This window comes from Marinobacter pelagius, from assembly GCF_003315345.1.
Taxonomy (GTDB): Bacteria; Pseudomonadota; Gammaproteobacteria; order Pseudomonadales; family Oleiphilaceae; genus Marinobacter; species Marinobacter pelagius_A.
In genome coordinates, this window is sequence record NZ_QNRO01000009.1 from 16,814 (window position 1) to 41,755 (window position 24,942).

16 protein-coding genes are annotated in these 24,942 nt (G+C 61.8%); 8 read left to right on the forward strand and 8 right to left on the reverse strand.

Annotated features, from left to right (window positions below):
• The first annotated feature begins 19 nt into the window (after window positions 1-19).
• Window positions 20-1,810 (forward strand): ABCB family ABC transporter ATP-binding protein/permease, encoded by a 1,791-nt coding sequence (locus DET50_RS09600; RefSeq protein ID WP_113862644.1) that lies wholly within the window; start codon window positions 20-22, stop codon window positions 1,808-1,810.
• Here DET50_RS09600 and DET50_RS09605 read toward each other — a convergent pair.
• The 4 genes from DET50_RS09605 to recC are packed head-to-tail and all read right to left on the reverse strand — an operon-like array spanning window position 1,804 to window position 12,711.
• On the reverse strand, window positions 1,804-3,186 hold the full coding sequence (locus DET50_RS09605; RefSeq protein WP_113862645.1) for a sensor domain-containing diguanylate cyclase: 1,383 nt from the start codon (window positions 3,184-3,186) through the stop codon (window positions 1,804-1,806). The two genes, DET50_RS09600 and DET50_RS09605, sit on opposite strands and share 7 nt — an antisense overlap.
• Window positions 3,187-3,218: 32 nt before the next feature.
• Window positions 3,219-5,393, reverse strand: a complete 2,175-nt coding sequence (gene recD / locus DET50_RS09610; RefSeq protein WP_113862646.1) for an exodeoxyribonuclease V subunit alpha — start codon at window positions 5,391-5,393, stop codon at window positions 3,219-3,221.
• Window positions 5,390-9,121: an exodeoxyribonuclease V subunit beta gene (gene recB, locus DET50_RS09615; RefSeq protein ID WP_113862647.1), complete on the reverse strand. Its 3,732-nt coding sequence runs from the start codon at window positions 9,119-9,121 to the stop codon at window positions 5,390-5,392. Before recB ends, recD begins: the two co-directional genes overlap by 4 nt.
• Complete coding sequence (gene recC, locus DET50_RS09620) at window positions 9,118-12,711, reverse strand: exodeoxyribonuclease V subunit gamma (protein WP_113862648.1); 3,594 nt, start codon at window positions 12,709-12,711, stop codon at window positions 9,118-9,120. Before recC ends, recB begins: the two co-directional genes overlap by 4 nt.
• A gap of 214 nt (window positions 12,712-12,925) precedes the next feature.
• On the opposite strand from recC, the gene DET50_RS09625 reads away from it, so the two are divergent.
• The 4 genes from DET50_RS09625 to DET50_RS09640 all read left to right on the forward strand — a co-directional run bounded on the left by DET50_RS09625 (window position 12,926) and on the right by DET50_RS09640 (window position 17,952).
• Complete coding sequence (locus DET50_RS09625) at window positions 12,926-13,363, forward strand: DUF4864 domain-containing protein (RefSeq protein WP_113862649.1); 438 nt, start codon at window positions 12,926-12,928, stop codon at window positions 13,361-13,363.
• Between the two features lie 77 nt (window positions 13,364-13,440).
• The gene (locus DET50_RS09630; RefSeq protein WP_113862650.1) at window positions 13,441-15,156 is read left to right on the forward strand and encodes a VRR-NUC domain-containing protein; all 1,716 of its coding nucleotides are present in this window, start codon (window positions 13,441-13,443) and stop codon (window positions 15,154-15,156) included.
• A complete protein-coding gene (locus DET50_RS09635; protein ID WP_113862651.1) occupies window positions 15,153-17,399 on the forward strand; it encodes an ATP-dependent DNA helicase in 2,247 nt (748 codons plus the stop codon). Before DET50_RS09630 ends, DET50_RS09635 begins: the two co-directional genes overlap by 4 nt.
• A 160-nt stretch (window positions 17,400-17,559) precedes the next feature.
• On the forward strand, window positions 17,560-17,952 hold the full coding sequence (locus DET50_RS09640) for a globin (protein ID WP_113862652.1): 393 nt from the start codon (window positions 17,560-17,562) through the stop codon (window positions 17,950-17,952).
• Window positions 17,953-17,962: 10 nt separating this feature from the next.
• Here DET50_RS09640 and DET50_RS09645 read toward each other — a convergent pair whose 3' ends face one another.
• Window positions 17,963-19,222 (reverse strand): NAD(P)/FAD-dependent oxidoreductase, encoded by a 1,260-nt coding sequence (locus DET50_RS09645; protein WP_113862653.1) that lies wholly within the window; start codon window positions 19,220-19,222, stop codon window positions 17,963-17,965.
• A 279-nt stretch (window positions 19,223-19,501) separates the two neighbouring features.
• Here DET50_RS09645 and DET50_RS09650 point away from each other — a divergent pair, with 279 nt between their 5' ends.
• The 3 genes from DET50_RS09650 (at window position 19,502) to DET50_RS09660 (ending at window position 22,042) form a co-directional block, all read left to right on the forward strand.
• Window positions 19,502-20,410 (forward strand): MBL fold metallo-hydrolase, encoded by a 909-nt coding sequence (locus DET50_RS09650; RefSeq protein ID WP_113862654.1) that lies wholly within the window; start codon window positions 19,502-19,504, stop codon window positions 20,408-20,410.
• A gap of 157 nt (window positions 20,411-20,567) precedes the next feature.
• The gene (locus DET50_RS09655) at window positions 20,568-21,011 is read left to right on the forward strand and encodes a DsrE family protein (RefSeq protein ID WP_113862655.1); all 444 of its coding nucleotides are present in this window, start codon (window positions 20,568-20,570) and stop codon (window positions 21,009-21,011) included.
• A 68-nt stretch (window positions 21,012-21,079) separates the two neighbouring features.
• The gene (locus tag DET50_RS09660) at window positions 21,080-22,042 is read left to right on the forward strand and encodes an SLAC1 anion channel family protein (RefSeq protein WP_113862656.1); all 963 of its coding nucleotides are present in this window, start codon (window positions 21,080-21,082) and stop codon (window positions 22,040-22,042) included.
• 21 nt (window positions 22,043-22,063) lie between these two features.
• Here the strand turns inward: DET50_RS09660 and DET50_RS09665 are convergent, their stop codons facing one another.
• From DET50_RS09665 to DET50_RS09675, 3 genes are all read right to left on the reverse strand, one after another.
• Window positions 22,064-22,660, reverse strand: coding sequence for a cytochrome b/b6 domain-containing protein (locus DET50_RS09665; RefSeq protein WP_113862657.1), 597 nt, complete (start codon window positions 22,658-22,660; stop codon window positions 22,064-22,066).
• On the reverse strand, window positions 22,657-24,264 hold the full coding sequence (locus tag DET50_RS09670) for a tetrathionate reductase family octaheme c-type cytochrome (protein ID WP_113862658.1): 1,608 nt from the start codon (window positions 24,262-24,264) through the stop codon (window positions 22,657-22,659). Before DET50_RS09670 ends, DET50_RS09665 begins: the two co-directional genes overlap by 4 nt.
• A 113-nt stretch (window positions 24,265-24,377) precedes the next feature.
• Window positions 24,378-24,923, reverse strand: coding sequence for a rhodanese-like domain-containing protein (locus tag DET50_RS09675; protein WP_113862659.1), 546 nt, complete (start codon window positions 24,921-24,923; stop codon window positions 24,378-24,380).
• Window positions 24,924-24,942 lie beyond the last annotated feature (19 nt).

Sequence of the window (24,942 nt, forward strand, 5' to 3'; positions counted from 1 at the left end):
TGACCGAAAAGGAAAACCCGTGCGCGCCTACGCCGACAACGACTACCCTGCCGACCACAAACCCGACTGGAAAGTGATAGCCGGGCTCTGGCCCTACCTGACCGAGTTCCGTGGCCGGGTGATTCTGGCGCTGTCGTTGCTGGTGCTGGCGAAGCTCGCCACCGTGGCCACGCCGGTAGCCCTCAAGTACATCGTCGATTACCTGGACCAGAATCGCGGTGCGGACAACATGGTGCTGTGGATACCGGTGGTGCTGGTTGTCGCCTATGGCAGTCTCCGGTTTGGCAGCACCCTGTTCAGTGAACTGCGCGATGCGGTCTTTGCCCGTGTGGCGGAGCGGGCAATGCGACGGGTGTCCCTGCGGGTGTTCCGTCACCTGCACCAGCGGGAACTGGCCTTCCACCTGGACCGGAAGACCGGAGGTCTGGCCCGGGATATCGAGCGGGGTACCAACGGCATCAGTTTCCTGCTGCGCTTCACCCTGTTCAACATCGTCCCCACCCTGCTCGAGATCCTGCTGGTCGCCGGCATCCTGCTGGTGGTGTTCAACGTGAGCTATGTGCTGGCGATCCTGGTCGCGGTGGTGGTCTATGTCGTGTTCTCCATCAAGGTCACCGAATGGCGCACCAGGTTCGTACGGGAGGCCAATGCCCGGGACAACCAGTCCAATTCCAGGGCTGTGGACAGCTTGCTCAACTACGAGACGGTCAAGTATTTCAATAATGAGTGCTATGAGGCGGAGCTGTACGATCGGGACCTGGAGGACTGGGAAGCGGCCCGCCTGAAAAACCGCCTGTCACTGGCCACCCTGAACGGTGGCCAGGCCCTGATCATCGGTGTGGCCCTGATCGTGATCATGGCGATGGCCGTGCGTGAGGTGGCGGCCGGCGAGATCACCCTGGGGGATTTCACCATGATCAACGCCTACCTGATCCAGCTGTTCATTCCCCTGAACGCGCTCGGATTTGTCTACCGGGAGATCCGCCAGGCACTGGTGAACGTCGAGCGCCTGTTCAAGCTGCTCGATGATCGCCCGGTGATTGTGGATAAACCGGATGCCCCGGCCCTGGCTGTGGATAACGGTGAGGTCCGGTTTGACCATGTTCACTTCGGTTACCGGAGCGACCGGCCGATCCTCAGGGATGTGGACTTTGCCATTCCCGCCGGGCATACAGTTGCGGTGGTCGGTGCCAGTGGCGCCGGCAAGTCCACCCTGGCGAGGTTGCTATTCCGGTTCTTCGATGTGGACAGCGGAAGTATCCGGATCGATGGCCAGGATATCCGGGACGTAACCCAGGACAGCCTGCGGGCTGCCATCGGGGTGGTGCCCCAGGATACCGTCCTATTCAATGACACCCTGTACCGGAATCTCGCCTATGGCCGGCCGGAAGCGACTGAAGAGGAAGTGCACCGGGCAGCCCGGATGGCTCACCTGGAGGGGTTTATCCACAGCCTGCCCGAGGGCTATGACACCAAGGTGGGTGAGCGTGGTCTGAAACTGTCGGGGGGCGAGAAGCAGCGGGTGGCTATCGCCCGGGTCATCCTCAAGAACCCGCCGTTGCTGATCCTGGATGAGGCCACGTCGTCACTGGATTCCCTGTCCGAGCAGGCGATCCTCGGGGCCCTGAGGGAGGTCAGCCGGCAAAGGACTACCCTGGTCATTGCCCACCGGCTGTCCACCATCCGCGATGCCGATACCATCCTGGTGATGGACTCCGGCCGGATTGTGGAGAGTGGTCATCATAACGAATTGCTGGCCCGGGACGGACATTACGCCCGACTCTGGCGCCAGCAGCACCAGGATCAGTAGCCGGTGTGACGGTTTGCCGGGGCCAGGCTCCGGTCAAACACCATGACCCGGTTCCGTCCCGCGGCCTTGCCGGCATAAAGGGCGGTATCTGCCCGGAGCATGATTTCTTTGGCGTCGTCGTCCTGCTGGCAGGAGACCGCAATACCGCAGGTGATGGAACCGCGAATACCCTGCTCCGGTCCCTCGAAGGAATGCTCGGAAAGGGTCTGGCGAAGCCGTTCGGCAAGATGGCGGGCGCTGTCCTGATCGCTGTCGGGCAGGAGGATGGCAAATTCCTCGCCACCAATGCGGGCGAAGGTATCACTGGCCCGCAGGCTGTCCTGGACCAGACGGGTGGTCTCCCGTAACACCATGTCTCCGGCGTTATGGCCGAAGCGGTCGTTGACCTGCTTGAACCAGTCGAAATCAAACAGGATGACCGAATAGGATGGCCCGTTGCGGCGATAGCGCTGGTATTCCCGGGACAGCAGCTCCATGAACTGGCGACGGTTGGCGGCCCCGGTCAGCTCGTCGGTGATGGCAATCTGCCGCAACTTTTCCTCCAGTTCCTTCTGGGCGCTGATGTCGAGAATCGCGCCATGCCAGAGGATACTGCCGCTGTCCCGGAATTCCGGTCGGGCCTGGCCGTAAACCCAGCGGACATGGCCGTCCACCACGACCCGGTATTCACAATTCCAGTCCCCACCACTGGCCCGTGAGGCCTCAATGGTGTCGCGCACATGCTGGAGGTCGTCGGGATGAATCTTGTCAAATATCAGGGAGGCATCCTTGCGTACCTGTTCCGGGCTCACTCCATAGATCCGCTCGATCCCCGCGCTGGCATAGGGAAAACTCATGAAGCCATCCGGTTGCATCTCGAACTGGTAAATTACCCCCGGAATCGTCGCCGCCATCTTTTCCAGTCGCTCGATGGTCTCGAGCTGCTCGGCCTGGACTGCCTCGAGCTGTTGCTGATATTGCTTGGCGGCACTGATGTCGATGTGGGTCCCACTGACCCATTCCGGATCGCCCTCGGGGGTCCGGCTCACCAGGCGCCCGTAATCCCGCACCCAGACCCAGTGGCCATCCCGGTGGCGCATGCGAGCTTCGCATTCGTAGTAGTCCGTATCGCCGCGGAAATGGGCTTGCAGGCGCTGCTCGGAGTCCGCCAGATCATCGGGATGGGCAAATTTCAGCCAGGTTTCGATGGAGATCGGCTGCAGTTCTTCCAGCGTGTAACCAATGATCCGGGCCCAGCGCTCGTTGAACACCGTCTCACCGGTCTGGACGTTCCATTCCCAGGTGCCGGCCCGGGTGCCTTCGAGAATGGTCTTGAGCCGGGCGGCCTCATCCTGGCCAAGGTAGGTGCTGTGCTCCGATGGGGGTCTGTCGGTCATTGCAGTGATTGCCTGGAACTTTCGGGGTCTTGTCAGACTATAGTTGAGGAATCGTTCATGTACGACCCAACCGGTTTGCTGGATGCAGCAAGCGCCCGGGCCAGTCCGGAGGCCCGTACCACCTGTTGCCTGGCACTGGCTTTGAACACATTGGCATCACCGGTGATCAGGCTGAACCAGTTCCGGGCCCGTGTGATGCCGGTGTACACCAGCTCCCGGGTCAGCACCGGGCTCATCCGATCCGGCAACACCAGGCAGGCGTGATTGAACTCCGAGCCCTGGGATTTGTGGACGGTCATGGCGTAGACCGTCTCCAGCTGCTGCAGGCGGCTCGGGGAGATCCAGCGGATGCTATCGGTATCATCGCTGCCGGGAAAGGCCACCCGCAACGCTGGCCGGGGTTCGCCGTTCTCGGCCCGGTCCCAGGGCACACTGAAGGTGATGCCGATATCGCCGTTCATGAGGCCGAGATTGTAGTCATTGCCGGTGACCAGAACCGGCCGCCCGGCGTACCAGCCTTCCGCCCGGTGAATCAGTTTTTCCGCCAGCAGGTGCCGGGCAATGCGTTCGTTCAGGCCTTCCACGCCCCATGGACCCTGACGCAGCGCGCACAGCAGCTGGAAGTCACCGAAGGCAGCCAGCACGCGGCGGGCCAGCTCGTCCCAGTCCGCCAACGGGCTGTCCATCCCCAGACTGTGGTTGGCCATCAGTTCCAGGTAATGGCGATAGCCCACGGGGGCTGGAAGTTCCTTACCGTGCAGTACCCTGCCCCGGCCCTCGTTGTGGAATGCCCCGGGACTGCCGGAGATGGCGTGGTGGCAGATGCGCTCCAGCGTCGCTTCCGGATCCGGATTGGCATCGTCGCCGTTGAGCCAGACCACATCATCGAAGTGCGCCCGGCGACAATGTTCGAGCATCGTGGCATCCAGGGTGTTGGTATTGACCGCTTCCGCCAGCTCACGGATACCGCTGCCCTCGGTGAAGCGGTAGCTCTTGCGAAGCATGGCCACCGCCTGGTCGAGCGCCTGCCCCTGTGGATCCAGCAAACCCTCAGGTAGTGGTTGCCCGGTCGCCGATTCCAGCCACTGTGCCGTGTCAGGCCGGTAGTGGGCCTGTCGGGCCCGTTGGCACAGTTCGCCAAGAACGGCGCCGGCATCCACCGAAGCGAGCTGGTCCTTGTCGCCGAGCAGGATCAGCTGGGCGTGGTCCGGCAGGGCCTCGAACACCGAGGCCATCAGGTCGACATCCACCATGGAGGCTTCATCGATTACCAGGATATCCACCAGCAGGAGATTGTCACGGTTATGGCGGAACTTCCGGGTATCCGGGCGACTGCCCAGCAACCGGTGCAGGGTGGTGACCCGGGTCGGGATATCCTCCAGCCGGACCCGCCCTGGAAGTTGGTCCAGCGGCAGACGGCTGACCGCCCCGCCAATGGATTCGTTCAGCCGTGCCGCCGCCTTGCCGGTGGGCGCGGCCAGACGAATGCGGAACTTCTTGCCGGCACGGCTGGGATCCTCACCCGCCACCGCCTGCAAGGCCGCCAGCAGGTTCACCACTGTGGTGGTCTTGCCGGTACCCGGCCCGCCGGTAATTACAGCGAAACGTTTGCGCGCCGCCAGCGCACAGGCCAGTTTCTGGTAGTCCACGTCATCCCCGGACTGGAACAGGGTGTTCAGTGTTTCGGTCAGGGTCCGGGTGGTGCTCGAGCCGGGATCATCGAGCGGGGAGTTCAGGGTCAGGCGGTCGCTGATCCCACGGGCAATCCGTTGTTCGTAACGCCAGAAACGCCGCAGGTAAAGGCGGGTATCGTTCACAACCAGTGGTGTGGTCAGTGAGCCATCACTTACTGCTCGAGTATTGGCCAGCGCAGTCAGGCAGTCTTCAAGTGAGGCCTTTGCCAGGACCTCAGATGGCGAGGGGCATGCCTCCTGGTCCCCCACCGGGAATGCGGCCATGGTGTCTTCCGGTGGCAAGGCCAGGGTGTTGCCGGCGTCCTCCAGCAAACTCACCAGGTCGATACAGACATGCCCACGCCCGACCTGATGCGAGGCCAGGGCCGCCAGCAACAGCAGCAGCGGGTTCGGGCTTTCGCCCTGCTCTACGCACAGTTGCCGGATCAGCCGTGCAAAGGCCACATCCAGGGGGCGGATCCATTCGGTCTCGCGCCATTGCTCCAGCAGTACTTCCAGTTGCTCGAGATTCATGCGGCATCCTCCCCGTGCAAGGCATCACCATCGAACAGGGCGTCGAGCTGTTCGATCAGCGCCCGGGGTGGTTTGTCGGTAAAGGCACCGGCACCGGGGGCGTGGATACCCCGCAGGAACAGGTAGACGGCACCGCCGATGTGTTGGTCGTAGTCGTAACCGGGTAGCCGGGCCTTAAGCAGGCGATGCAGGGCCAGCAGGTAGAGTACGTATTGCAGATCGTAGCGCTTGTCGAGGATGGCCTGGCCCATGGCCTGGTCAGTGTAGGCGCTGTCGTCTTCGCCGAGGGTGTTGGATTTGTAGTCGAGCACGTAGTAGCGGCCCTCGTGTTCAAATACCAGGTCGATGAAGCCCTTGAGCATGCCGTTGAACCGGCGGTTATCCACCTGGACCCGGTCCGCACCCTCCAGGGTATGCTGACGCACCAGGCTGTCCAGGGCACCGGTGGCGACGTTACAACTCTCGAACCAGAATTCCAGTTCCGGTCGCACGGTGCTGAAATCCATCAGGGCGGCGCGAGTGTCCCCGTCGCGGTCCAGGCGCAAGGGTGTCCGGATCAGGCTCAGCAGCCAGTGCTCCAGGGTGTCGGTCCAGTCGGCCCAGCCGCGAATAGTGCAGCGCCGCTCCAGGTATTCCCGCAGCATCGCCGGGTTATCCACAACCTGCGCAAAGCCCTGCTGGCAGCACCATTCCAACAATTCGTGGAGAAAGGTGCCCGGCCCCGCCCCTTTCGGGAACTGGTGGAGGGAATGATCGGCGGGAGCTGTCAGCCTCTCCTCCGCCGCACCCTGGGCCGATTCTTCCAGCAGGTTCTGGGTTTCGGCGTCCTCCACTTCCCCGCTGAACACGATGCCGGTGCCGGCCAGGCCGGTGTATTCGATGGAGGAATAACTGGCAATCCACCAGTCTTCCCGGGCTTCCCGGGTGGCTTCCAGTGCCGGCCCCAACGCTGCCGGTGCCTCCTCGGTATAGCAGGCGGTATCGGCTTCGGGCAGTGTCATGACCTTTATCATGTCCTCGTCCCGGGCCAGCGGACCCAGGCTGTCGGCCAGGGGATACTGTTCACGGCCTTCGCCACCGAGCAGGTAGCCCAGGCCACTCTGGGCCCAGTTGTCGATGGCGGAAACACCGACCCAGGTGGCATACCGGGCCCGGGTCAGGGCCACGTAGAGTTTGCGGATATCCTCGCCCAGCCGTTCCCGGTCGGCCCGGGCGACCGCCTCGGGCTCCGGATCGAACACGGTTACCAGCCGCCCCTGTTCATCGTGGTAGCGGACATAGGCCTGCTTGTCGTTCTGAGCCCGGAATGCGGTCCCGAACGGCAGGAATACCAGCGGGTATTCCAGGCCCTTGGACTTGTGCACGGTAATGACCTTGACCAGGCCGGCGTCGCTTTCCAGGCGCAGGGTGCGGTATTCGTCCTCTTCGTCCGCCGCCCTCAGGATCTGGGCGTAGTGATGCACCAGCGCGTGCTCGCCGTCCAGCTGCAGGCTGTCCTGCTGTAGCAGTTCGGCGATGTGCAGGATATCGGTCAGCCGCCGTTCGCCATCGGGCCGTTGCAGCAGGCGGGCGGGTACCTCGAAGTCCATCAGGAAGCTGCGCAGCATGGGCAGTACGCCCTGGGTCCGCCACTGGTCGTGATAGCCCATGAACCGTTCGATTTCCCGCTCCAGGGCAATCTCGTCGGTCAGCAGGCGATCCAGGGTCTGCCAGGACTGGCCCAGGGTGGGCGTGGCCAGCGCCGCCCGGGTCAGGGCCAGTTGCCGGGGTTCGGCGAAGGCCCGCAGCCAGGTCAGTACCTCGCTGGCCTCGGTGGAGGTCAATACCGAATCCCGGTCAGAGAGGTACACGCTCTTGATCCGGCGCTGACCGAGCGCCTCACGCACCGCTGCTGCCTCGTTGCGGTTGTTGACCAGGATGGCGATGTCCGCAGGCCGGACTGGCTGAAGATCCGCCGGATCATCCGTCAGGGCAAAGCCGGCCCTGCCCTGTTGTCCGAGCGTCAGCAGGCGGGCGACTTCGCTGGCACAGCTTTGTGCCACTTCGACGGTGGCCGTGCCCTTGGCCAGGGGCTTGCGGTTGCCGTTCCGGTCCTCGTCCTCACTGTCGACGGTCCAGAAACTGAGGCTGGGTTGGTCCTCGCCGTCGATCCGCCATTGCCGTTTGGTACCGTTGGCATCGACACCCTGGAACGGCAGTGGCGTGCTGTCGCCCTTGCCGAACAGGAAGGCGCCGTCCCGGCTGTGCTGGTCGGCGTGTTCGAACACCCGGTTCACCGCCGCCACCATGCTGGCGGAGGAGCGGAAGTTGCGGCCCAGGGTCCAGGTACGGTCCCGGGCACCCTCGCGGGCTTCCAGATAGGTGTAGATGTCCGCGCCGCGGAATCCGTAGATGGCCTGTTTGGGGTCCCCTATCATCAGCAGGCAGGTGTCCGGATCGTTGTCCGCAACCCGGTAGATCCGGTTGAAGATCCGGTACTGCACCGGGTCAGTATCCTGGAACTCGTCGATCAGCGCCACCGGGAACTGGCGGCGGATGGTGGCGGCGAGCTGATTGCCCCGGGAACCGTGCAGGGCATCGTCCAGGCGGGTGAGCAGGTCGTCGAAGCCCATTTCCGAGCGTTGCTGCTTTTCCGATTCCAGCCGTTGCGCCACCCAGACGCTGGCGTGCCTGAGAATGTCCGCCCGGGCGCTGGGCTGGTTCTGGCTGAACTGCATCAGTTCATCGATGGCGTCGAACGCGGGATGATGCGGGGCCGGATCCTCGCCCTTGAGGATCTGTTCCAGGCCCTCCGGGGTCTGGTTGCGGAACCCGGCCTTGTCCAGGCCATCCGGAACCGGTTCGTCCGATTCCGCCCAGGCCAGGAGGGTGTCCCAGATCTTGACCATGGCGTTCTTGCTGCCGCCATGCAGGCGCTTGCTCTTGTTCAGTTCGTTGAGCAGGGCAATCACCTCGCCCTGCCACTGGGCCCACGGATACGCTTTCAGTTCCCGGGCGCGGGCCAGGCGTTCGCTGACCACCGAATCGATCACCTGATGGACATCGCCGTCCGGCGTGCCCAGTTCGCTGGCTTCGGGAATCAGGTTGCGAATGGCTCCGCGCAGGGCTTCCGGGGTTTTCCAGTGGCCCAGGGCTTCGTCCATCAGCACCGGAGGCAAGGGGTAGATGAAGGTGCGCCAGTAGTCGCGGACCACATCGTCCAGCAGTTCGCTCTGGTCGGTTTCCAGGGTCAGCTGGAATAGACTGCCGCTGTCGAAGGCGTGTTCGCTGAGCATCCGGTTGCACCAGCCGTGGATGGTGGAGACCGCCGCCTCGTCCATCCATTCCGCCGCCAGCAACAGTTTTTTCCGGCACTCTGGCCAGCTGGCCGGGTCCGGGTAGCTGGTATCCCTCAACTCGTACAGGAGCCGGGTTTCGGCCGGGGGCTCGCTGGCGTCCGCACTGTCGGAAAACACCTCGGCCGCCTGGGTCAGGCGGGTACGGATCCGGTCCCGCAGCTCCTTGGTGGCGGCGTCGGTAAAGGTCACCACCAGCAGGTTGGGCGGCAGCATGCCCTGGGCCAGCGGACTGTCGTCGTTCTGGCCATGGCCCAGTACCAGCCGTACATACAGGATGGCGATGGTGAAGGTCTTGCCGGTACCGGCACTGGCCTCGATCAGGGTGCTGCCGTTCAGGGGCAGGGTCAAAGGGTCGAGGTTCGGATTGCGATTGGTCATCTCGGTACTCATGCATCTCCCTCGATCTGTTCGGCGGCGGACTTGCCCTGCTCTGCCTCCCACAGGGGCACATACAGCTGGTGCAGCAAGGCCTCGAATTCACCGCTGGCGAGTAACGCCTCCGGGCTGTCGAAAGCACCGCGCAGGTAACCGGTGTCCCGTTCCAGGGCCGTGCTGTAAGCCTGTTCGGCATCACTGCGGGCCCGCTCGTCATCGCCCCGGTATTTCTTGCTCTGGTAGTAGCTGGTGATCCAGGCGAAGCCGGCCTCGCAGTGGATTGGCAGGGTGCGGGTGGTGGCTTCCATCCACCGGGCCAGGATGGCTTCCAGATACTGCCTGGCCTGTTCCGGAGCCATGGGTGTGAAACTGAAGGTGCGTTTCTCCTCCCTGGCCAGAATCAGGGTCTCGAAAGGCTGGTCGGTGAGCTGGCCGGCCAGGTGAATCACCCAGTCCCGCATCAGGTTGGCGTAGCGCACTTTCCTGCTGCCACCGGAGCCGGACAACAGGCTGGAGCCGGCCACCACCAGCCGGCACAACTGGCCGTCGCGGCTGGTGCGCAGGTTGTCGATCAGGTCGACCACTTCCACCGAGCCGTTGTCGTTCCGGTACTGGTACTCGAAGTTCAATGGTTCGGAGATGGCCTCCGGCCAGTCGGACAGCGCGGCCCGGTAGCGTTGATGCAGGTCCGGTAACCGTCCGGCCAGTTCCGTGCGTAACCGGTGTTCGGTGACCCCCATGCCCAGGTCGCCGCGTCGGGCCATGCGATCGAGGGTCGCTTCCAGCCGTTCGTGCAGGTCCTCCTCGCTGACGGCCTTGATGACGCCTTCCCGGATCAGTTCGCTGTCCAGACGCCACCGGTCCAGGCCGTTAAGATCAAAGTTCTCGTTATCGGTGTCATCGTCCTCGAGTTCCTCGAAGTGCACCTGAAGCCGTCTCTGATAGAAGGTGTCGATGGGCTTTTTCAGGAAGTTCGAGAGGTCGGTCAACCGGACCGGCTCCTCCGGTTGCTGGTACGGCAGTGGATGTCGCTCCGGTTCCGTCGCCTCGGCTCCGTGGGCACTGCGCCATTCCCGCTCGAAAGTGAACAGGCTTCGGGATTGCAGCACCTCGGCCAGGGGTCGGGGTCGGCTCTCGTGACCGGCTTCCAGGCCGTTGCTCCGGGGAAAATAATCCCGGCTGAAGGGCTGCAGCGGATGCCGGGTCGTCAGGGTTTCGGTGACCGATCCGTCCGGCTCGCCTGGAATGGTCCACAGGCTGTCGAGGTGGTCCTGTAACTGGCCCACCAGAACGGAGGGAGGGCGCTCGGAATCGTCCCTGATGCTGCGGCCCACCCAGCTGATATAGAGCTGTTCCCGGGCTGACAGCAGGGCTTCCAGGAACAGGTAGCGATCATCCTCGCGCCGGGACCGGTCGCCGGGGCGGTAGTCGTTGGCCATCAGGTCGAAGTCCACCGGTGGCCGGGAGCGGGGGTAGTCGCCATCGTTCATGCCCAGCAGGCAGACCTTGCGGAACGGGATCGCCCGCATCGGCATCAGGGTGGCGAAGTTGACCTTGCCAGCGAGGAAGCGCTGGTTCAGTCCGCCTTCGTCCAAGCCCGCCAGCAGCACATCCTTGACGATGTTTAAAGGCAGCGGCCGGGAATCCAGCCCGGCCGCCAGGGCATCCTCCAGCCATTGCTCCAGCTGGCGGCGGAAGCGGTTGAGCAGCAACAGGTCGTTGTCCTCGACCCTGAGGAAAAAGCGCTCGAGCATTTGCGAGAACAGGGTCTCCCAGTCCGCCGGGGTGCGCGGCGTCTGCAGGGCCTGCCAGAGCTCCTCGAGTTGCTCTACGAATTCCGCCAGCCGCCCGGCCAGACTTGCCTGCAGCCCGCCGATTTCACCATAGGGTTCGATGCCGGCCCAGGGCTCGTCCTCGCCCATGCCGTAACCGAGCAACATGGCGCGAAGGCCGGATTGCCAGGTATTGCGTTCCAGCTCCGCCGGCAGCTCCAGGCTTTGCCGGTGCTGCCCGTGCAGGCCCCAGCGGATATTGGCGCCTTCCACCCAGCGCCGGGCCAGGGGAATCTCGCCCTCGTCGATGCCGAAGCGGTCCCGGATGCCGGGTACTTCCAGCAGGCTCAGGATCTCGCTCACGCCGAACCGGCTGCGCGGCAGGGACATCAGGGTTTCCAGGGCAATCAACACCGGCTCGTGATGACGCTGCCCCTGATCGGAGATGGTGAACGGGATGTGGCGTTTCTGTCCGGCCTGGTAGCGGCCGAACACGGCCTGGATATGGGGCGCGTAGACATTGATGTCCGGCACCATGACCATCACGTCCCGGGGGCGCAGGTCGGGATCGGCATTGAAGGCGGCCAGCAGCTGGTCGTGCAGGATTTCCACTTCCCGCTGGGGGCTGTGGGCGTCGTGGAAAACCAGTGAGTGGTCCCGGGCCAGGTCCAGCTGGCGGTTTTCCGCGCGGATGTCCTGCAGCGGCGTCAGGTTGTAGATGTCGTTCTGCAGCTGGTGCAGCAGGGTCGGTGCGCCCGGTTCGCCGTGGGCGGAGAAAATGTCGATCTTCTGGTCCGGAGTTTCGAACCGGTCCCGGTATTCCTCGGGATCGTCGAATTCGTCCAGCAGGCGGATGTAGTCCCGCCCCTGTTTTCCCCAGGCCGCCAGCAACGGGTTGGCGTGCTGATGCAGCTGGTCCGGGTCGGCGATCTTTGACAATTCCGGATGGGCGATGCCCCGTTTGCGTTCGGCCTTGAGCAGTTCCCGGTCGCTGACAATATCGGCCCAGTAGTATTGGCAGGGGGTGTGGACACATAACACCACCTGACTGAACCGGCTGAGTACGTACAGTGCTTCCAGAGCCTGCCGTGGTAGCGAGGAGACCCCGAACACCACGATCCGAGCTGGCAGCCGGGAGCGGTTCGCCGGCGCTGACAGGCGCTGGCCCTCGGCCATGAACCGGGTGTGAATCCGGGACCGGCTGGTGTGGGCATCCGGTCCCACATCTTCCACCAGTTTGCGCCAGAGCAGAGGCTGCCAGAGCGTCTCCGGATCCAGGGGCTTTTCCTCGTTGCGGGCGGTGATCACCACATCCCGGCCCTGCTCCCAGGCACTGAGCCAGTCGGCCCGGAACACCTGGTACTGGTCGAACAGATCCGCCACCTTCTCCGCCAGCTGGAAGTTGCGCAGGTCGGTGTCGGTGCCATCGAGGAAGCGTGCCAGCGGCGTGAAGGCCTGGTCCTGGTCTACCAGGTCCGGCAGCAGCCGGTACAGACGCCAGACTAGCCGGCGCTTGTCGAAGGGCGACTGTTCCGGCACTTCGCCGTCCGGCAGTACCGCCCGGTACGCCTGCCAGATAAACCGCGCCGGAAACAGGAAGTCCATGCCTGCGGCGATACCCAGGCCCCCTTCGGCGCTATCGTCCGAGCGCTTTTCCGCCAGGGCCAGCTTCAGCCACTGGGCAATACCGTTACTCTGGACCAGGAAAGTCTCGCTCTGCAGCGGCGGCAGAGGATTTTCCCGGCACAGGAAGATCACCGCACGGCGCAGGTCTTCCAGGTGGTTGGCATGGATGGCGTGAAAGCCGGGTTGGATGGCGGAGTGGTCGGCCATGGGGCTCCTTGTTGGCGATCGGTTCAATCCTGATGCCACAGGTTACCGTATGTGGCTGGAAAATCAGACGGTCATTATGCCCGGTCAGTGTGACCAATGGCTGCGACAGCTGCCGTCGCGAGAGCTTTACTGGCCGATCATTTTTTAATCATCTGTTCGTGACCCCCAGCGTATGATTCAGGGAGGGCGTGGCGCAAAAGCGGAGGTGAGAAAGATGGCCTGGAATCCTCTTCGGACACGAGTCCGATTACCGTTTTTCCTTCTGATTGTCTTGGTGGTTGTCGCGCTGCCGGGCGTGCCCAGTGCCGAGGAACAGGACGAAGCCATTGAGCAGACCATCCTGCGGCAGATTGAGGCCTTTGCCAACGACGACCAGGAGGCCGCCTGGTCCTTTGCATCCGAGGGTATCAAGCGTCGGTTTGGTGATGCCGATGTGTTCTTCAGCATGGTTCGGGAGGCCTACCCTGCGGTGCACCGGGCCACGACCATCGAATTTGTCGAGCTGGTCCCCCATGGTACGTTCGATATCCAGGTGGTACGACTGACCGGCCCGGACGGACAACTCTGGGATGCCTACTACCGGATGGTGCGCAGTGATGGCGACTGGCGGGTTGCCGGCGTGCAGCTGCAGCCCGCGGACATGGGAATTTAAAGGGCATTTGAGGTCACAGACGAGCGGGCGTACAGTTGCATGACCTGACTGCTTTCCGTGAAGTACCTGCTCGCCCTATGACCACGTTTGATCCTGCCTCTGTGCCGCGTACCGCGGACCTGGATAATCCTCTGTATTACCTGGAAAACATGGAAACCGTGGTGCGCTGGGTGCTGGATCACCATGATGACCTGCTGACCAGATCCGAATTCCGTGTGTTGGAAACCTTCCTCGGTCTTGAGACAGAGGAAAAAGCGCTGTTGACCCGTCTGGTGATGCGCACGGGCGAACTGTTCCGGGCGGACAAACTGGTGTATCCGGAGCTGGATTCACCGGTTTCTGAAATTCTGCACAGCCTGGTGTCGGCCGACTGGCTCGAACCGGAGCCTTTGCTCGACTTCGATGAGCTGTTCCGGCTGTTTACCCTGGCTGAGCTCCGACCGGTCTTCGCCGATACCCTGCAAGAGCTTGGCCACAGCCGCACACTGTCCAAAGCGGCCATGAAAACGGTGTTGTCCGATCAATTTTCCGAGGCACGGACCCTCGACCAATGGTTCGATACCGGTGAGGCCCGGGTGGTTTGTCTGCGACACATGGCGCTGTTCGACCGGATCCGATTGATGTTCTTCGGCAACCTCCGCCAGACCTGGTCCGACTTTGTGCTGGTGGAGCTGGGTTACCAGAGTTACGAGCAAGTCCCGCTGACAGCCGAGTCGAGGGCGTTTTCGCACCGGGAGGAAGTGGATTGCTACCTGGCCATGCAGGCCTGTCGGGACCAGCTTGACGAGGGGGTTCCGGCATCTGAAGTGTGGCCTCAGGTGCCCGAACCGGTGACCAACGCCTGGCTGGCGAGCCGTCGGGACCGGCTGCTGCTGGAATTGGGCCGACAGGCCGAGCGCCAGGGCGACCGGGAGCTGGCGCTGACTGCCTGGGCCGGGAGTCAGCACCGGGAGGCCCGGCTGAAGCAGTTGCGGCTGCTGGAGCGGATGAAACGGTTTGAGGAAGCCTGGCAGATCGCAGGGCTGTGGCAGACCGAAGAATTGAGTGATGCCGAACGCCAGGGCCTGGACCGGATCCTGAAACGGCTGGCCCCGAAGGTGGGCGAGCCCAGACCGGCTCCGGTAACCACACAGCCGATCAACGAATGGCAGGTGTCGCTACCCCGGCCGGCGGTTGGCGCGGTGGAATGGGCCGCAGCGGAACACCTGAACCGACCCGAGGCACCGGTGGCCTATGTCGAAAACACCCTGATCAACGGCCTGTTCGGCCTGCTGTGCTGGCCGGTGATCTTCAAACCGGTGCCCGGTGCTTTTTTCCATCCTTTCCATACCGGCCCCGCCGACCTGACCCGGGAGGATTTCGTGACGCGCCGCCGGTCCGATTTCGAGGCCTGCTTCGTGACGCTGAGCGATGGTGGTTACCGACAGCGCATCCTGGACACTTGGCATGACAAGCAGGGGCGCGCCAATCCGTTTGTCATCTGGCCGGCCCTGTCCAAGGATCTGGTCGAGCTGGCCCTGGAGTGCATCCCGGCGGAGCACCTGGCGGCCATGTTCCGGCGCCTGCTGCTGAATGTGAAGGAGCATCGCAGCGGCTTCCCGGACCTGATCCAGTTCCACCCGCAGCGTTCGGACGATGAATCACGATATGAAATGGTGGAGGTGAAAGGCCCGGGTGACCGGCTGCAGGATCACCAGCGCCGATGGCTGGATTTCTTTGCCCGGGAGGGTATTCCCGCCAGTGTCTGTTACGTTCGTTGGGACGAGGATTCCGGCGTCGGGAGCAGTGAATGAAGGCGGCGGTGCGTACCCTGTGCGAGTTTGCCGCCCGGGCCGGGGACCTGGACTTCCGGTACACCCCGGCACCCTCCTCCGAGGAGGGCATTGCCGGCCACCAGGCCATCCAGTCCCGCCGTGGCTACGGTTACAAAAGCGAGTATTCACTGACCGGTGAATGCTTGGGAATAAGGCTTTCCGGAAGAGCGGATGGTTATGATCCCCATCGTGGCCGGCTGGAGGAAATCAAGACCCATCGGGGCGACCTGGCCCGGGTGCGGGAACACCAGCGGGCGCTGCATCGGGCCCAGTTACGGGCCTACGGTGCGCTGCTGTGCCAACAGGAAGACCTGAAAAAAATCGAGCTGGTGCTGGTGTACTACGACACCGGTCGGGACAAGGAAAGTCTGGTTGCCGAAACCGCCCATGCCGATGAGCTCTGGCAGGAACTTGAGGGCCTGTGCCGGCAATTCCGTGCCTGGGCCGAGCAGGAAGAGCATCACCGGGAACAGCGTAATGCCGCCCTCGCCCGGCTGAACTTTCCCTTTGCCGACTTCCGGCCGCGCCAGCGGCAACTGGCCGAAACCGTCTACAAGAATGCCATGACCGGCGGCACCTTGTTGCTCGAGGCGCCCACCGGCCTGGGCAAGACCCTGGGCACACTGTTTCCGGGCCTGATGGCCATGGCCCGGGCCGACCAGGACCGCCTGTTCTATCTGACCTGCCGCAATACCGCCCGGCAACTGGCTCTGGACGCTGTGGATAAACTCAGGGCTGCCCAGGACGAGTCTGTTGACTGGTCGCTCAGGGTGCTGGAACTGGTGGCAAAGGACGACGCCTGCGAGCACCCGGACAAGGCCTGCCACGGGGACTCCTGCCCGCTGGCGAAGGGGTTCTTCGATCGGCTGCCGGATGCCCGGGCCGAGGCAGCCCAGTCCGGGACACTCACCCGGGCCGAACTGTCGCGTATTGCTGCGGGCCATGATATCTGTCCCTATTTTCTGGCCCAGGAGATGGCCCGCTGGAGTGACGTGGTGATCGGCGACGTCAACCGGATGTTTGACCAGTCCGCCCTGCTCCACGGCCTGGTTCGCCAGAACCAGTGGCAGGTCTCGATCCTGGTGGATGAGGCCCACAACCTGGTGGACCGGGCCCGGGGCATGTACTCGGTAACGCTTGAACAGCAGCGACTGTTGCGGGTAAAGAAAACCGCCCCGAAGGTGCTGAAGAAGGCACTGGACCGCACCGCGCGCGCCTGGCAAACCCTGATCCGGGACCAGGATGTGGACACGGCTGTGCCGGTGTTTCTCGAGACCTTGCCGTCGAGTCTGATCGGCAGCCTGCAGGGGCTGGTCTCCACCCTGACCGATTATCTGGCGGACAACCCGCCGGATCTGGCGCTGCAGGAACTGCTGTTCGAGAGTGTCGGCTTCATGAAGCTGGCGGACAGCTTCGGTGATCACTCCCTGTGTGAATTCCGGCGCTCCGGTCGTGGCCGGGCCACACTCACCATCCAGAACCTGATCCCGGCGGACTTCCTGCGCGAGCGGTTTGCCGCCGCGGGCCCGGTGTTGTTGTTCTCGGCCACCCTGAGCCCCGGCATCTACTACCGGGATCTGCTGGGTCTGCCGGAAACCAGCGCTTTTACCTCCCTGCGCAGTCCGTTCAGCGCCGATCAGCTGCAGGTCCGTTTCACGCCCAGGATCAGCACCCGCCAGGCGCACCGGGAGGCATCGCGGGCGCCGATAGCGGAGATCATTGCCCGTCAGTTCCGGGAGCAGCCGGGTCATTACCTGGCGTTCTTCAGCAGTTTCCAGTACCTCCGTGCGGTCAGCGAAACCCTCGCCCAACAGGCACCGGATATACCCCAGCGTTGCCAGGCGCCGGGCATGAGCCAGGCCGAGCGGGAGGCCTTCCTGGCGGAGTTCCGGCAGCCGGAGCCCGGTGTGGCGTTTGCCGTGCTCGGCGGCGTGTTCAGCGAGGGTATCGATTTGCCGGGCGAGCAACTCATTGGAGCTTTCGTGGCGACCCTGGGGCTGCCGCCGTTCGATCCCTGGCACGAAATACTCAAGGATCGTTTACAGGAACGTTTCGGTACGGGCTATGACTACACCTACCTGATACCGGGCCTTCGGAAAGTCGCCCAGGCCGCCGGCCGGGTGATCCGAACCCCCGAGGATCGGGGCGTGATCTGGCTCATCGACGACCGGTTTACGCGCCCGCAGGTGCGGAACCTGCTCCCCCATTGGTGGTTTGTTTGAGCAAAAACGTTACTTTGTAACATTAATGGCGAGTTTATATACAAAAATCTATGGATGGAGAGTGCTGTAGTTACATTTTGCTATGGAATTGTTCATCCGGACTACTAGAATGCGTGCCTTAATCAGAAGATTGACCATCTGACAAGGACAATGAGCGCAAATGAACAACACGGATCTCGTTTTCCAGAGTTATGGACGTTGCTGCCGCAAGGATGAATTTTTCGTCGATTTCTACGACTTTTTCATGTCCAGCTCGGACACCATCCGCAACCGCTTCCTGAAAACCGACATGGAAGCCCAGCGCCACCTGCTCCGAAACGGCATCATGCAGCTGATCCTGCACGCCCGAGGCATGTCGGACCGCAAGCTGAAAGCCCTGGGTGAGAGCCATAACCGCAACCACTACGACATCAAGCCGGAGTGGTACACGCTGTGGCTGGAGGCCCTGCTGAAAACCGTTCGCCAGCACGACCCAGACTACACGCCAGAGCTGGGCAAGGCCTGGCGTGACGTTCTGAACCCCGGGATAGACCTTATCCGCGGGGCTTACTGAGCATGAGCCCTCACCCCCGGGGTGCGGGCTTCGCCAGCCATTCATGACCCTTCAGCATGCCGTGCCAGTAAAGGCCCGGCAGCTGCTTGGCCTTCAACCACCAGGCCGCACGCGTTGCCTTGGTGCCATCGTTGATCCACTTCGGGAAGCTGGGCTGCAGCTTGCCTCCATAGCCGAACTCCGCCAGCACGATCCGGCCGTTCTCTACCGTCAGCGGGCATGAACCGTAGCCCAGATAGGCCGCCTTCAGAGGTTGGTTGCGTATGGTTGCCAGCAGGTTTTCCGCGACCACCGGCGCCTGTTTGCGTACGGCTGCCGCGGTCTTGGCATTGCCGGTACCACTGGCATCCCCGAGGCCGAAGATATTGGCAAAACGCTTGTGGCGCAGGGTGTCGTCTTCCAGATCCAGCCAGCCGCCCTCATTGGCCAGGGGAGATTCCCGGACAAATTCCGGCGCACGCTGCGGGGGTACCGCGTGTAGCATATCGAAACCGACCTCTTCATCCCGGGTGTTGCCCTCGGAATCGGTCATGCGGAAAGTGGCTTTCCTGGCCGGACCGTTCACAGCCACCAGATTACTCTGGAAATTGACATCGATGCCGTATTTCTTGATGTAGGACTCCAGCGCCGGCACGTAATCGGGAACGCCAAACAACACCGCTCCAGCGTTGTGGAACTGGATATCGATGTCCTTCAGCACGCCCTGCCGGAGCCAGTGATCGGAAGAAAGGTACATGGCTTTCTGGGGGGCGCCGGCGCACTTGATCGGCATGGGTGGCTGGCTGAACAGCGCCCGGCCATGCTTCAGCCGCTGCACGGTTTCCCAGGTGTAGCTGGCCATCCCTTCCCGGTAGTTTGAAGTCACGCCGTTCTGGCCGAGCGTTTCCTCAAGGCCCTCGATGGCGCCCCAGTTCAGTTCGAGGCCGGGAGCAAGTACCAGGGTCTTATAGGTCATCCAGGAGCCGTCCGCGAGCTGGATACGGTTCTGTTCCGGTTCCACGGAGAGAACCTTTTGCTGATACCAGCTGACGAACGAGGGCATGACCTCTTTCATGGGTCTGGAGGTCACTTCGGGGCGAAAGACGCCACCGCCAACCATGGTCCACCCCGGCTGGTAATGATGGGTGGAGGAAGGCTCCACCACCGCTATATCGAGGGAGCGGTCCCGCTTGTGAAGACTTGACGCTACCGATATACCGGCGGCACCGCCACCGACAATCACGACGGTGTGTTTTTTATCGGACTCCCGTGGGACTGAATTCAAACTCATGCCTTGAACCTCTCTGTTTGTCATTGTTAGAGCAACTGCCTGGCCGCAGTTGATATTGATCAAATAGTAGCAAACCTGTGGGTATAACGTTATATCGATTGAATATATCCCACTCATGCTACATGCAGATCAAATTAGTCTTCAGCTATCAAAAAAAGATAATCCGATAGTCTTTGAGAATTTATGGCATGAGCTAAACCTATTTGAAGTGTTAGTAAGGATAGGAATAACCTAATAACAAAAAGGGAAAACGCACTTATCAATTGAAAGGAGGGTTCTATGAAGACCTTCAGATTGTCCGCTTCCCAAGGCTCTGCATCCCCGGACGTTGCGGGGTTTTTCGATCCGCGCACGTTCAGTGTGCAGTATGTGGTCAGCGATCCTGCAAGCCGTCAGTGTGCGATCATCGATCCAGTGCTGGATTACGATGAGAAATCCGGGGCCACCGCCACTCACCATGCCGATCAGTTACTCGACTACGTGCGTGAGCAGCGTTTTGATGTGCAGTGGATTCTTGACACCCATCCCCATGCCGACCACTTTTCGGCAGCCCAGTATCTCAAGGGTAAGACTGGGGCACCCACCGCCATCGGTGGCTACGTGACAGACGTACAGGAGCTCTGGAAGGGCATCTACAACTGGCCCGATTTCCCGGCGGACGGACGCCAGTGGGACCAACTGTTCCGTGCCGGCGATGAATTCGCCATCGGCGAGCTGAAGGGCCGGGTGCTGTTCTCGCCCGGGCATACTCTGGCATCGGTAACTTATGTGATCGGTGACGCCGCCTTCGTCCACGATACCCTGTTCCAGCCGGATTTCGGCACGGCCCGGGCGGATTTTCCGGGGGGCGATGCCCATCAGCTCTGGGATTCGATTCAGGAGATCCTGTCATTGCCGGAAGAGACCCGTTTGTTCACCGGCCACGATTACATGCCTGGTGGCCGGGAACCGCAGTGGCAAAGCACGGTTCGCGAACAGAAGGAGGCGAACAAGCACCTGGCGGGTACCAGTGAAGAGGCCTACGTGGCGTTGAGAAACCAGCGCGACAGCGAATTGCCCATGCCCAAGCTGATCCTGCACGCCCTGCAGGTCAACACTCGTGGAGGGCGATTGCCGGAACCGGAGAGTAACGGCCGCCGATACCTGAAAATTCCCCTGGATGCTTTGGAAGGTGCAGCCTGGGACTGAATCCCAACCGGTTTCACAACCCCTTGCCGGGCCTTCGGGCCCGGCTTTTTTGTGCCTGGTTTATAGCCGAAAGTGACTTTGTCACTGAGTGATCGGGATCTGCCGCTTATAGTTAAAATGCGAAATCATCGTAGAACCCGTCAAGGAGGCAATAGCCATGATCAGAAAACTCAAGGTACTGGGCCTGACAGCCCTGCTCGTCTGTGTGCCGTTTGTTGCGCAGGCTGACAATCACAAGAAAACCGTTGATGAGGTCCTGGTGATTCTCTCCAGCGACTCGCTGCAGACCCAGGGCATGGCCATGGTGCTGTCCAATACCATGGCGGAGCAAGGCGCGAAGGTGAATGTCCTGCTGTGTGACAAGGCCGGCGATCTGGCTCTTAAATCTTACGAGGCCGAGCCCCTGAAGCCGAAAAACGTGACTCCGGGCCAGATGCTGCGCGGCTTGTTGAAGAACGGCGGCAGTGCCAAGGTGTGTGCCCTGTACCTGCCCAACAGCGAGAACACCAAGGATGACCTGATCGAAGGTGTCGGCGTCGCGATGCCACCGGAGATGTCTGGCCAGATGCTGAATCCCGCGATGCGCACGTTCACTTTCTGAGCCATGAAACGGTGCGTCGGCGCAGTATGCCGGCGCATCCTTCACAGAACAGGGAGACCAGAGACGTAATGACCGAGATCCAGCCTTCTCGCTTGCAGAATTTCCCGATTTCCTGGTTTGCCGTGGTCATGGGGATGACCGGGTTCACCATTGCCTGGCACCGGGCCGAAGTTCTTTTTGCCTTGCCGCTGAAGACCAGCCCGTTACTGCTTGGCCTGACCATCATTATCTTTCTTGTTCTGGCAGGGTTCTACCTGGCCAAGACGGTCAAGTACCCGGATAGTGTCAAAGCCGAATTCGGTCACCCGGTAAAGCTCAACTTCTTCCCCACCATATCCATCGGCCTGATGCTTTTGAGCATTGCAGTGCTACCCTACAGTGACAAGGTCTCCCTTGTATGTTGGGTGGTCGGCGCGCTCCTGCACCTGGCGTTCACCCTCTATGTGTTGTCTGTCTGGTTGCACCACACCCACTTTGAGATTGCCCACATCAATCCGGCCTGGTTCATACCGATTGTCGGCAACATCGTGGTACCCATTGCCGGGGTTCAGCACGCTTCACCCGAGATTTCCTGGTTCTTCTACAGTATTGGTCTGGTGTTCTGGGTGGTGCTGTTGACCATTATTTTCTACCGGATGTTCTTCCATAACCCGCTCCCGGCAAAGCTGCTGCCCACGCTGTTTATCCTGATTGCACCGCCGGCGGTCGGGTTCATTTCCTGGCTCCAGCTGACCGGCGAGGTGGATGCCTTTGCCCGGATCCTTTACTACAGCGCTATCTTCCTGACCCTGATGCTGATGACCCAGGTCCGGCGTTTCCTGCGGCTGGAATTTTTCCTGTCGTGGTGGGCATATTCGTTCCCGATGGCAGCCATTACCATTGCCACCTTTGCCATGTATCACCAACTTGAGCTGGCGTTCTTCAAGGGGCTGGGTGTGGTATTGCTGGCTCTGTTGACAGGGCTGATTGTGGTACTGGCGGGCAAGACCGCCCAGGCCGTCAGGCGCCGGGCGGTCTGTATCGAGGACTGAAGTATTGCCGGTCTACGGGGATTACTGGTCAAGATCCTCGTAGCCGGTCACCATCGGTTTGATGTGGCTGGTCAGGGTGTGGCCCATGGTGGTCATGTAAACGTGGGCAATGATGAACACCAGCATGGCGAAGGCCGCTCCGGTGTGTACCAGCGCCACCCACTCCAGTTCCAGGGCACCGGCGAGGGTTGCCGGCCAGTCGTTATAGAACAGGTAGAGCAGCCCGGTCACCCAGATCACCGGTGAGATCACCACCTTGAAGAACAGGTAAGCCAGCCGTTGCAACGGGTTATGCTTTGCCCTGGTGGTCTTGCGGTAGGGGTGCTCGGCATCGGTGAAAGTACCAATCAGGTAATAGTGGATGACGGCAAACAGGCCGTTCTTCGTGGGTATGTACTGGCGCCATTCACCGGTGGTGAAGTGCCAGAAGATGGCAAACAGCCAGAGCACGATCAGGGCCCAGGCGGCCAGGGTGTGGATCCGGGCGGCGTCGCCGAACCCCAGCCAGGAATGGCTGCCGTGGATCTCGAACCCGGTGATCAGCAGGGTGAAGATCAGCAATGCCTGGCACCAGTGCCAGAAGCGCTCGAAGCGTTTATAGATCATTACCCGGCTCATGAGTGCCCCCTCCCCTTGAAGATCATCCGTGCGATGGCGTGGAGAATCACGCCCAGCAGGGTCAGCGCGACGGCCAGCCAGCCAAGCCGGTCAAGCCAGATGTTGCTGTCATGCCCGGGCATGTAGATGCCCCCGACCCCGGCCAGCCGGCTCTCGGCCGCGTGGCAGGAGCCACAGTCCAGCGCCTGCTCCGCCGGCGGCACCATGTGGGCAATGGGCCAGTACATCCGGGTTTCGACAAAGTCGAACTGGCCACTGAACGGCATTCCGGACATCTCGCTACCCGCCTCCAGGGCTTTCTGCCAGTTGAAGTTGCTCCACAGGGAGGTGTCATCCGCCCCAAAGACATGGGTGACCAGCAGGGTGCCCAGCTCGGTATCGTAAGGCTGTTTGCCGCGCATCAGCTTGAACGGCCAGATCCGGGAATCCGGGTCGTCCGGGCCACCGTCAATGCGGTTGATATTGATGGGCGGGTTGGACAGATCCAGTTTTTCGTCGATCAGGGTGTACTCAACGGTACCGTCGAACCAGGCATAATGCGGCACCACGTCCTCGCCGTGGCGGAAGTTGCCTTTCTCGCTCAGGTAACTGACGTGGCCGTTCTCGTCGTATTCGGTGATGGGGTTACCATCCTCATCCAGCTTGCCGGCCGTGGACCAGTCCCACCACATCTTGGTGGGGACGCCGCCCCGGGCGAATTCCGGCACATGGCAGGTCTGGCAGGCCAGGGTATCCACATGGTCGTTGAGTTTCTGCTGCTCGTGCGGGCTGGCACCATGACAGGACTCGCAGGTGGTTCGGGTCATGTCGGTGTGGCCCGGGACGTCAATGCCGAGGGTATCCTTGGCTTCAACCTGGTAACGGCTGCCGGATACGTTGTGGCCCCAGGTGGAGTGACAATCAGAACAGGCGAAATCGAGACCTTCAGGGGACATGTGAACGTCCAGTGCCTTGGGCGGATTCACCAGGGATGAGTCCAGATCACCGTGCTTGACGCCATCACCGCCACCGCCATAGAAATGGCAGCTGCCGCAAGTGGCCCGGCCGGAGGGACCGACATTCTGGGCAATATTGGTCAGATCGGGCGGCTGCACCAAGTTGCCACTGCCTTTCGGCCATTCCCGGGATACGTAGGTGGGGTGCCCGGCCAGGGTCGGAAACTTCCAGTAGTCGCCGGTGGTGTCGTGGCAGACCAGGCAATCCACCGCCGAGTCTGCCTGGGGAGGTGGCTGGTTCATGTCTTCCCAGCCATAGCCGACGTGGCAGGAGGTGCAGCGGGCCTCGTTGGTCACCGGCATTCCACAGAAACTGTTGATCACCTTGCTCTTGCCCAGTTGCTGGCCGGTTTCCTGGTGGTCGTAGAGCCAGGTCCAATGGGTGGTGTCCTTCACCTGGTCGGCCGCCTCGGTGTGGCAGCCCAGGCATGCTTCGGTGACTTCTGTGGCGTCTTCAAAGGGGCCTTTGAGCGCTTCGAACTTGCTGTGGTCCGCGGTGGGGGGTGATCGTTCCGCTCCCTGGGCTACAGAAATAACTGCCAGAGCCAGCACGGCCAGAAAAGCTTTGGCTATGCCCGGCCTGAAATAGACACATCCTGTTGTTACCATGATTCCCTCCACGCTCGGGGTCTCCCCGGTACAGCATAGTCCATTCTCAGAACAGGGCAGGCCAGAGCCCGGGCTCTGGCCATTGGTGCCCTATCCAGGGTCTGACGTTATGATCAGGGACGATAGATCTTGTCCGGATTGATATCCATGGACCAGGGCAGACCGGAATTCTGCCAGCCGTTCACCACCCGAAATCCCTTCATCTTGCCTTCTTTGGCGCTGCTGCCCTGGAAGCCGTGGTCAATGTATTTCACATTGGTGAAGCCCCGCTCCAGCAGGTACTCGGCGCTGGGCTTGCCACGGGAGGAGCCGGAGCGACACATGGTGATGATCAGGGCATCCCGGTCCAGCCCCTTGGCTTCGAGCGCCTTGTCGACATCCGCGACGAAGTCCGGATTGGTATCCATGGCGAACCTGGCTTTCTCTTCATTGAAGCGGGAGCGGTCCACCAGTTTGAATGGAATGTTGGCATCCACCGTATCGGTGAAACCGATGAACATGATCTCGACGGGGTCCCGGACATCAATGAACAGGATCTCATCGCCCTGTTCCTGAGTCATTTTAAAGGTTTCCTCGGGGGTAACAGACAGCGCTTCTTCTGCCTGCGCCTGGAATGCCAGACCAAAAGTGATGAGCAGTGACAATAACAGGGTTTTCATGGAGGCCTCTCCCAGGAGC

Bases quoted from the DNA above. Each gene is read 5' to 3' on its own strand.
- DET50_RS09605 (WP_113862645.1), bottom strand. From the start codon at position 3,186: ATGACCGACAGACCCCCATCGGAGCACAGCACCTACCTTGGCCAGGAT.
- recD (WP_113862646.1), bottom strand. From the start codon at position 5,393: ATGAATCTCGAGCAACTGGAAGTACTGCTGGAGCAATGGCGCGAGACC.
- recB (WP_113862647.1), bottom strand. From the start codon at position 9,121: ATGAGTACCGAGATGACCAATCGCAATCCGAACCTCGACCCTTTGACC.
- recC (WP_113862648.1), bottom strand. From the start codon at position 12,711: ATGGCCGACCACTCCGCCATCCAACCCGGCTTTCACGCCATCCATGCC.
- DET50_RS09625 (WP_113862649.1), top strand. From the start codon at position 12,926: ATGGCCTGGAATCCTCTTCGGACACGAGTCCGATTACCGTTTTTCCTT.
- DET50_RS09630 (WP_113862650.1), top strand. From the start codon at position 13,441: ATGACCACGTTTGATCCTGCCTCTGTGCCGCGTACCGCGGACCTGGAT.
- DET50_RS09635 (WP_113862651.1), top strand. From the start codon at position 15,153: ATGAAGGCGGCGGTGCGTACCCTGTGCGAGTTTGCCGCCCGGGCCGGG.
- DET50_RS09640 (WP_113862652.1), top strand. From the start codon at position 17,560: ATGAACAACACGGATCTCGTTTTCCAGAGTTATGGACGTTGCTGCCGC.
- DET50_RS09645 (WP_113862653.1), bottom strand. From the start codon at position 19,222: ATGAGTTTGAATTCAGTCCCACGGGAGTCCGATAAAAAACACACCGTC.
- DET50_RS09650 (WP_113862654.1), top strand. From the start codon at position 19,502: ATGAAGACCTTCAGATTGTCCGCTTCCCAAGGCTCTGCATCCCCGGAC.
- DET50_RS09655 (WP_113862655.1), top strand. From the start codon at position 20,568: ATGATCAGAAAACTCAAGGTACTGGGCCTGACAGCCCTGCTCGTCTGT.
- DET50_RS09660 (WP_113862656.1), top strand. From the start codon at position 21,080: ATGACCGAGATCCAGCCTTCTCGCTTGCAGAATTTCCCGATTTCCTGG.
- DET50_RS09665 (WP_113862657.1), bottom strand. From the start codon at position 22,660: ATGAGCCGGGTAATGATCTATAAACGCTTCGAGCGCTTCTGGCACTGG.
- DET50_RS09670 (WP_113862658.1), bottom strand. From the start codon at position 24,264: ATGGTAACAACAGGATGTGTCTATTTCAGGCCGGGCATAGCCAAAGCT.
- DET50_RS09675 (WP_113862659.1), bottom strand. From the start codon at position 24,923: ATGAAAACCCTGTTATTGTCACTGCTCATCACTTTTGGTCTGGCATTC.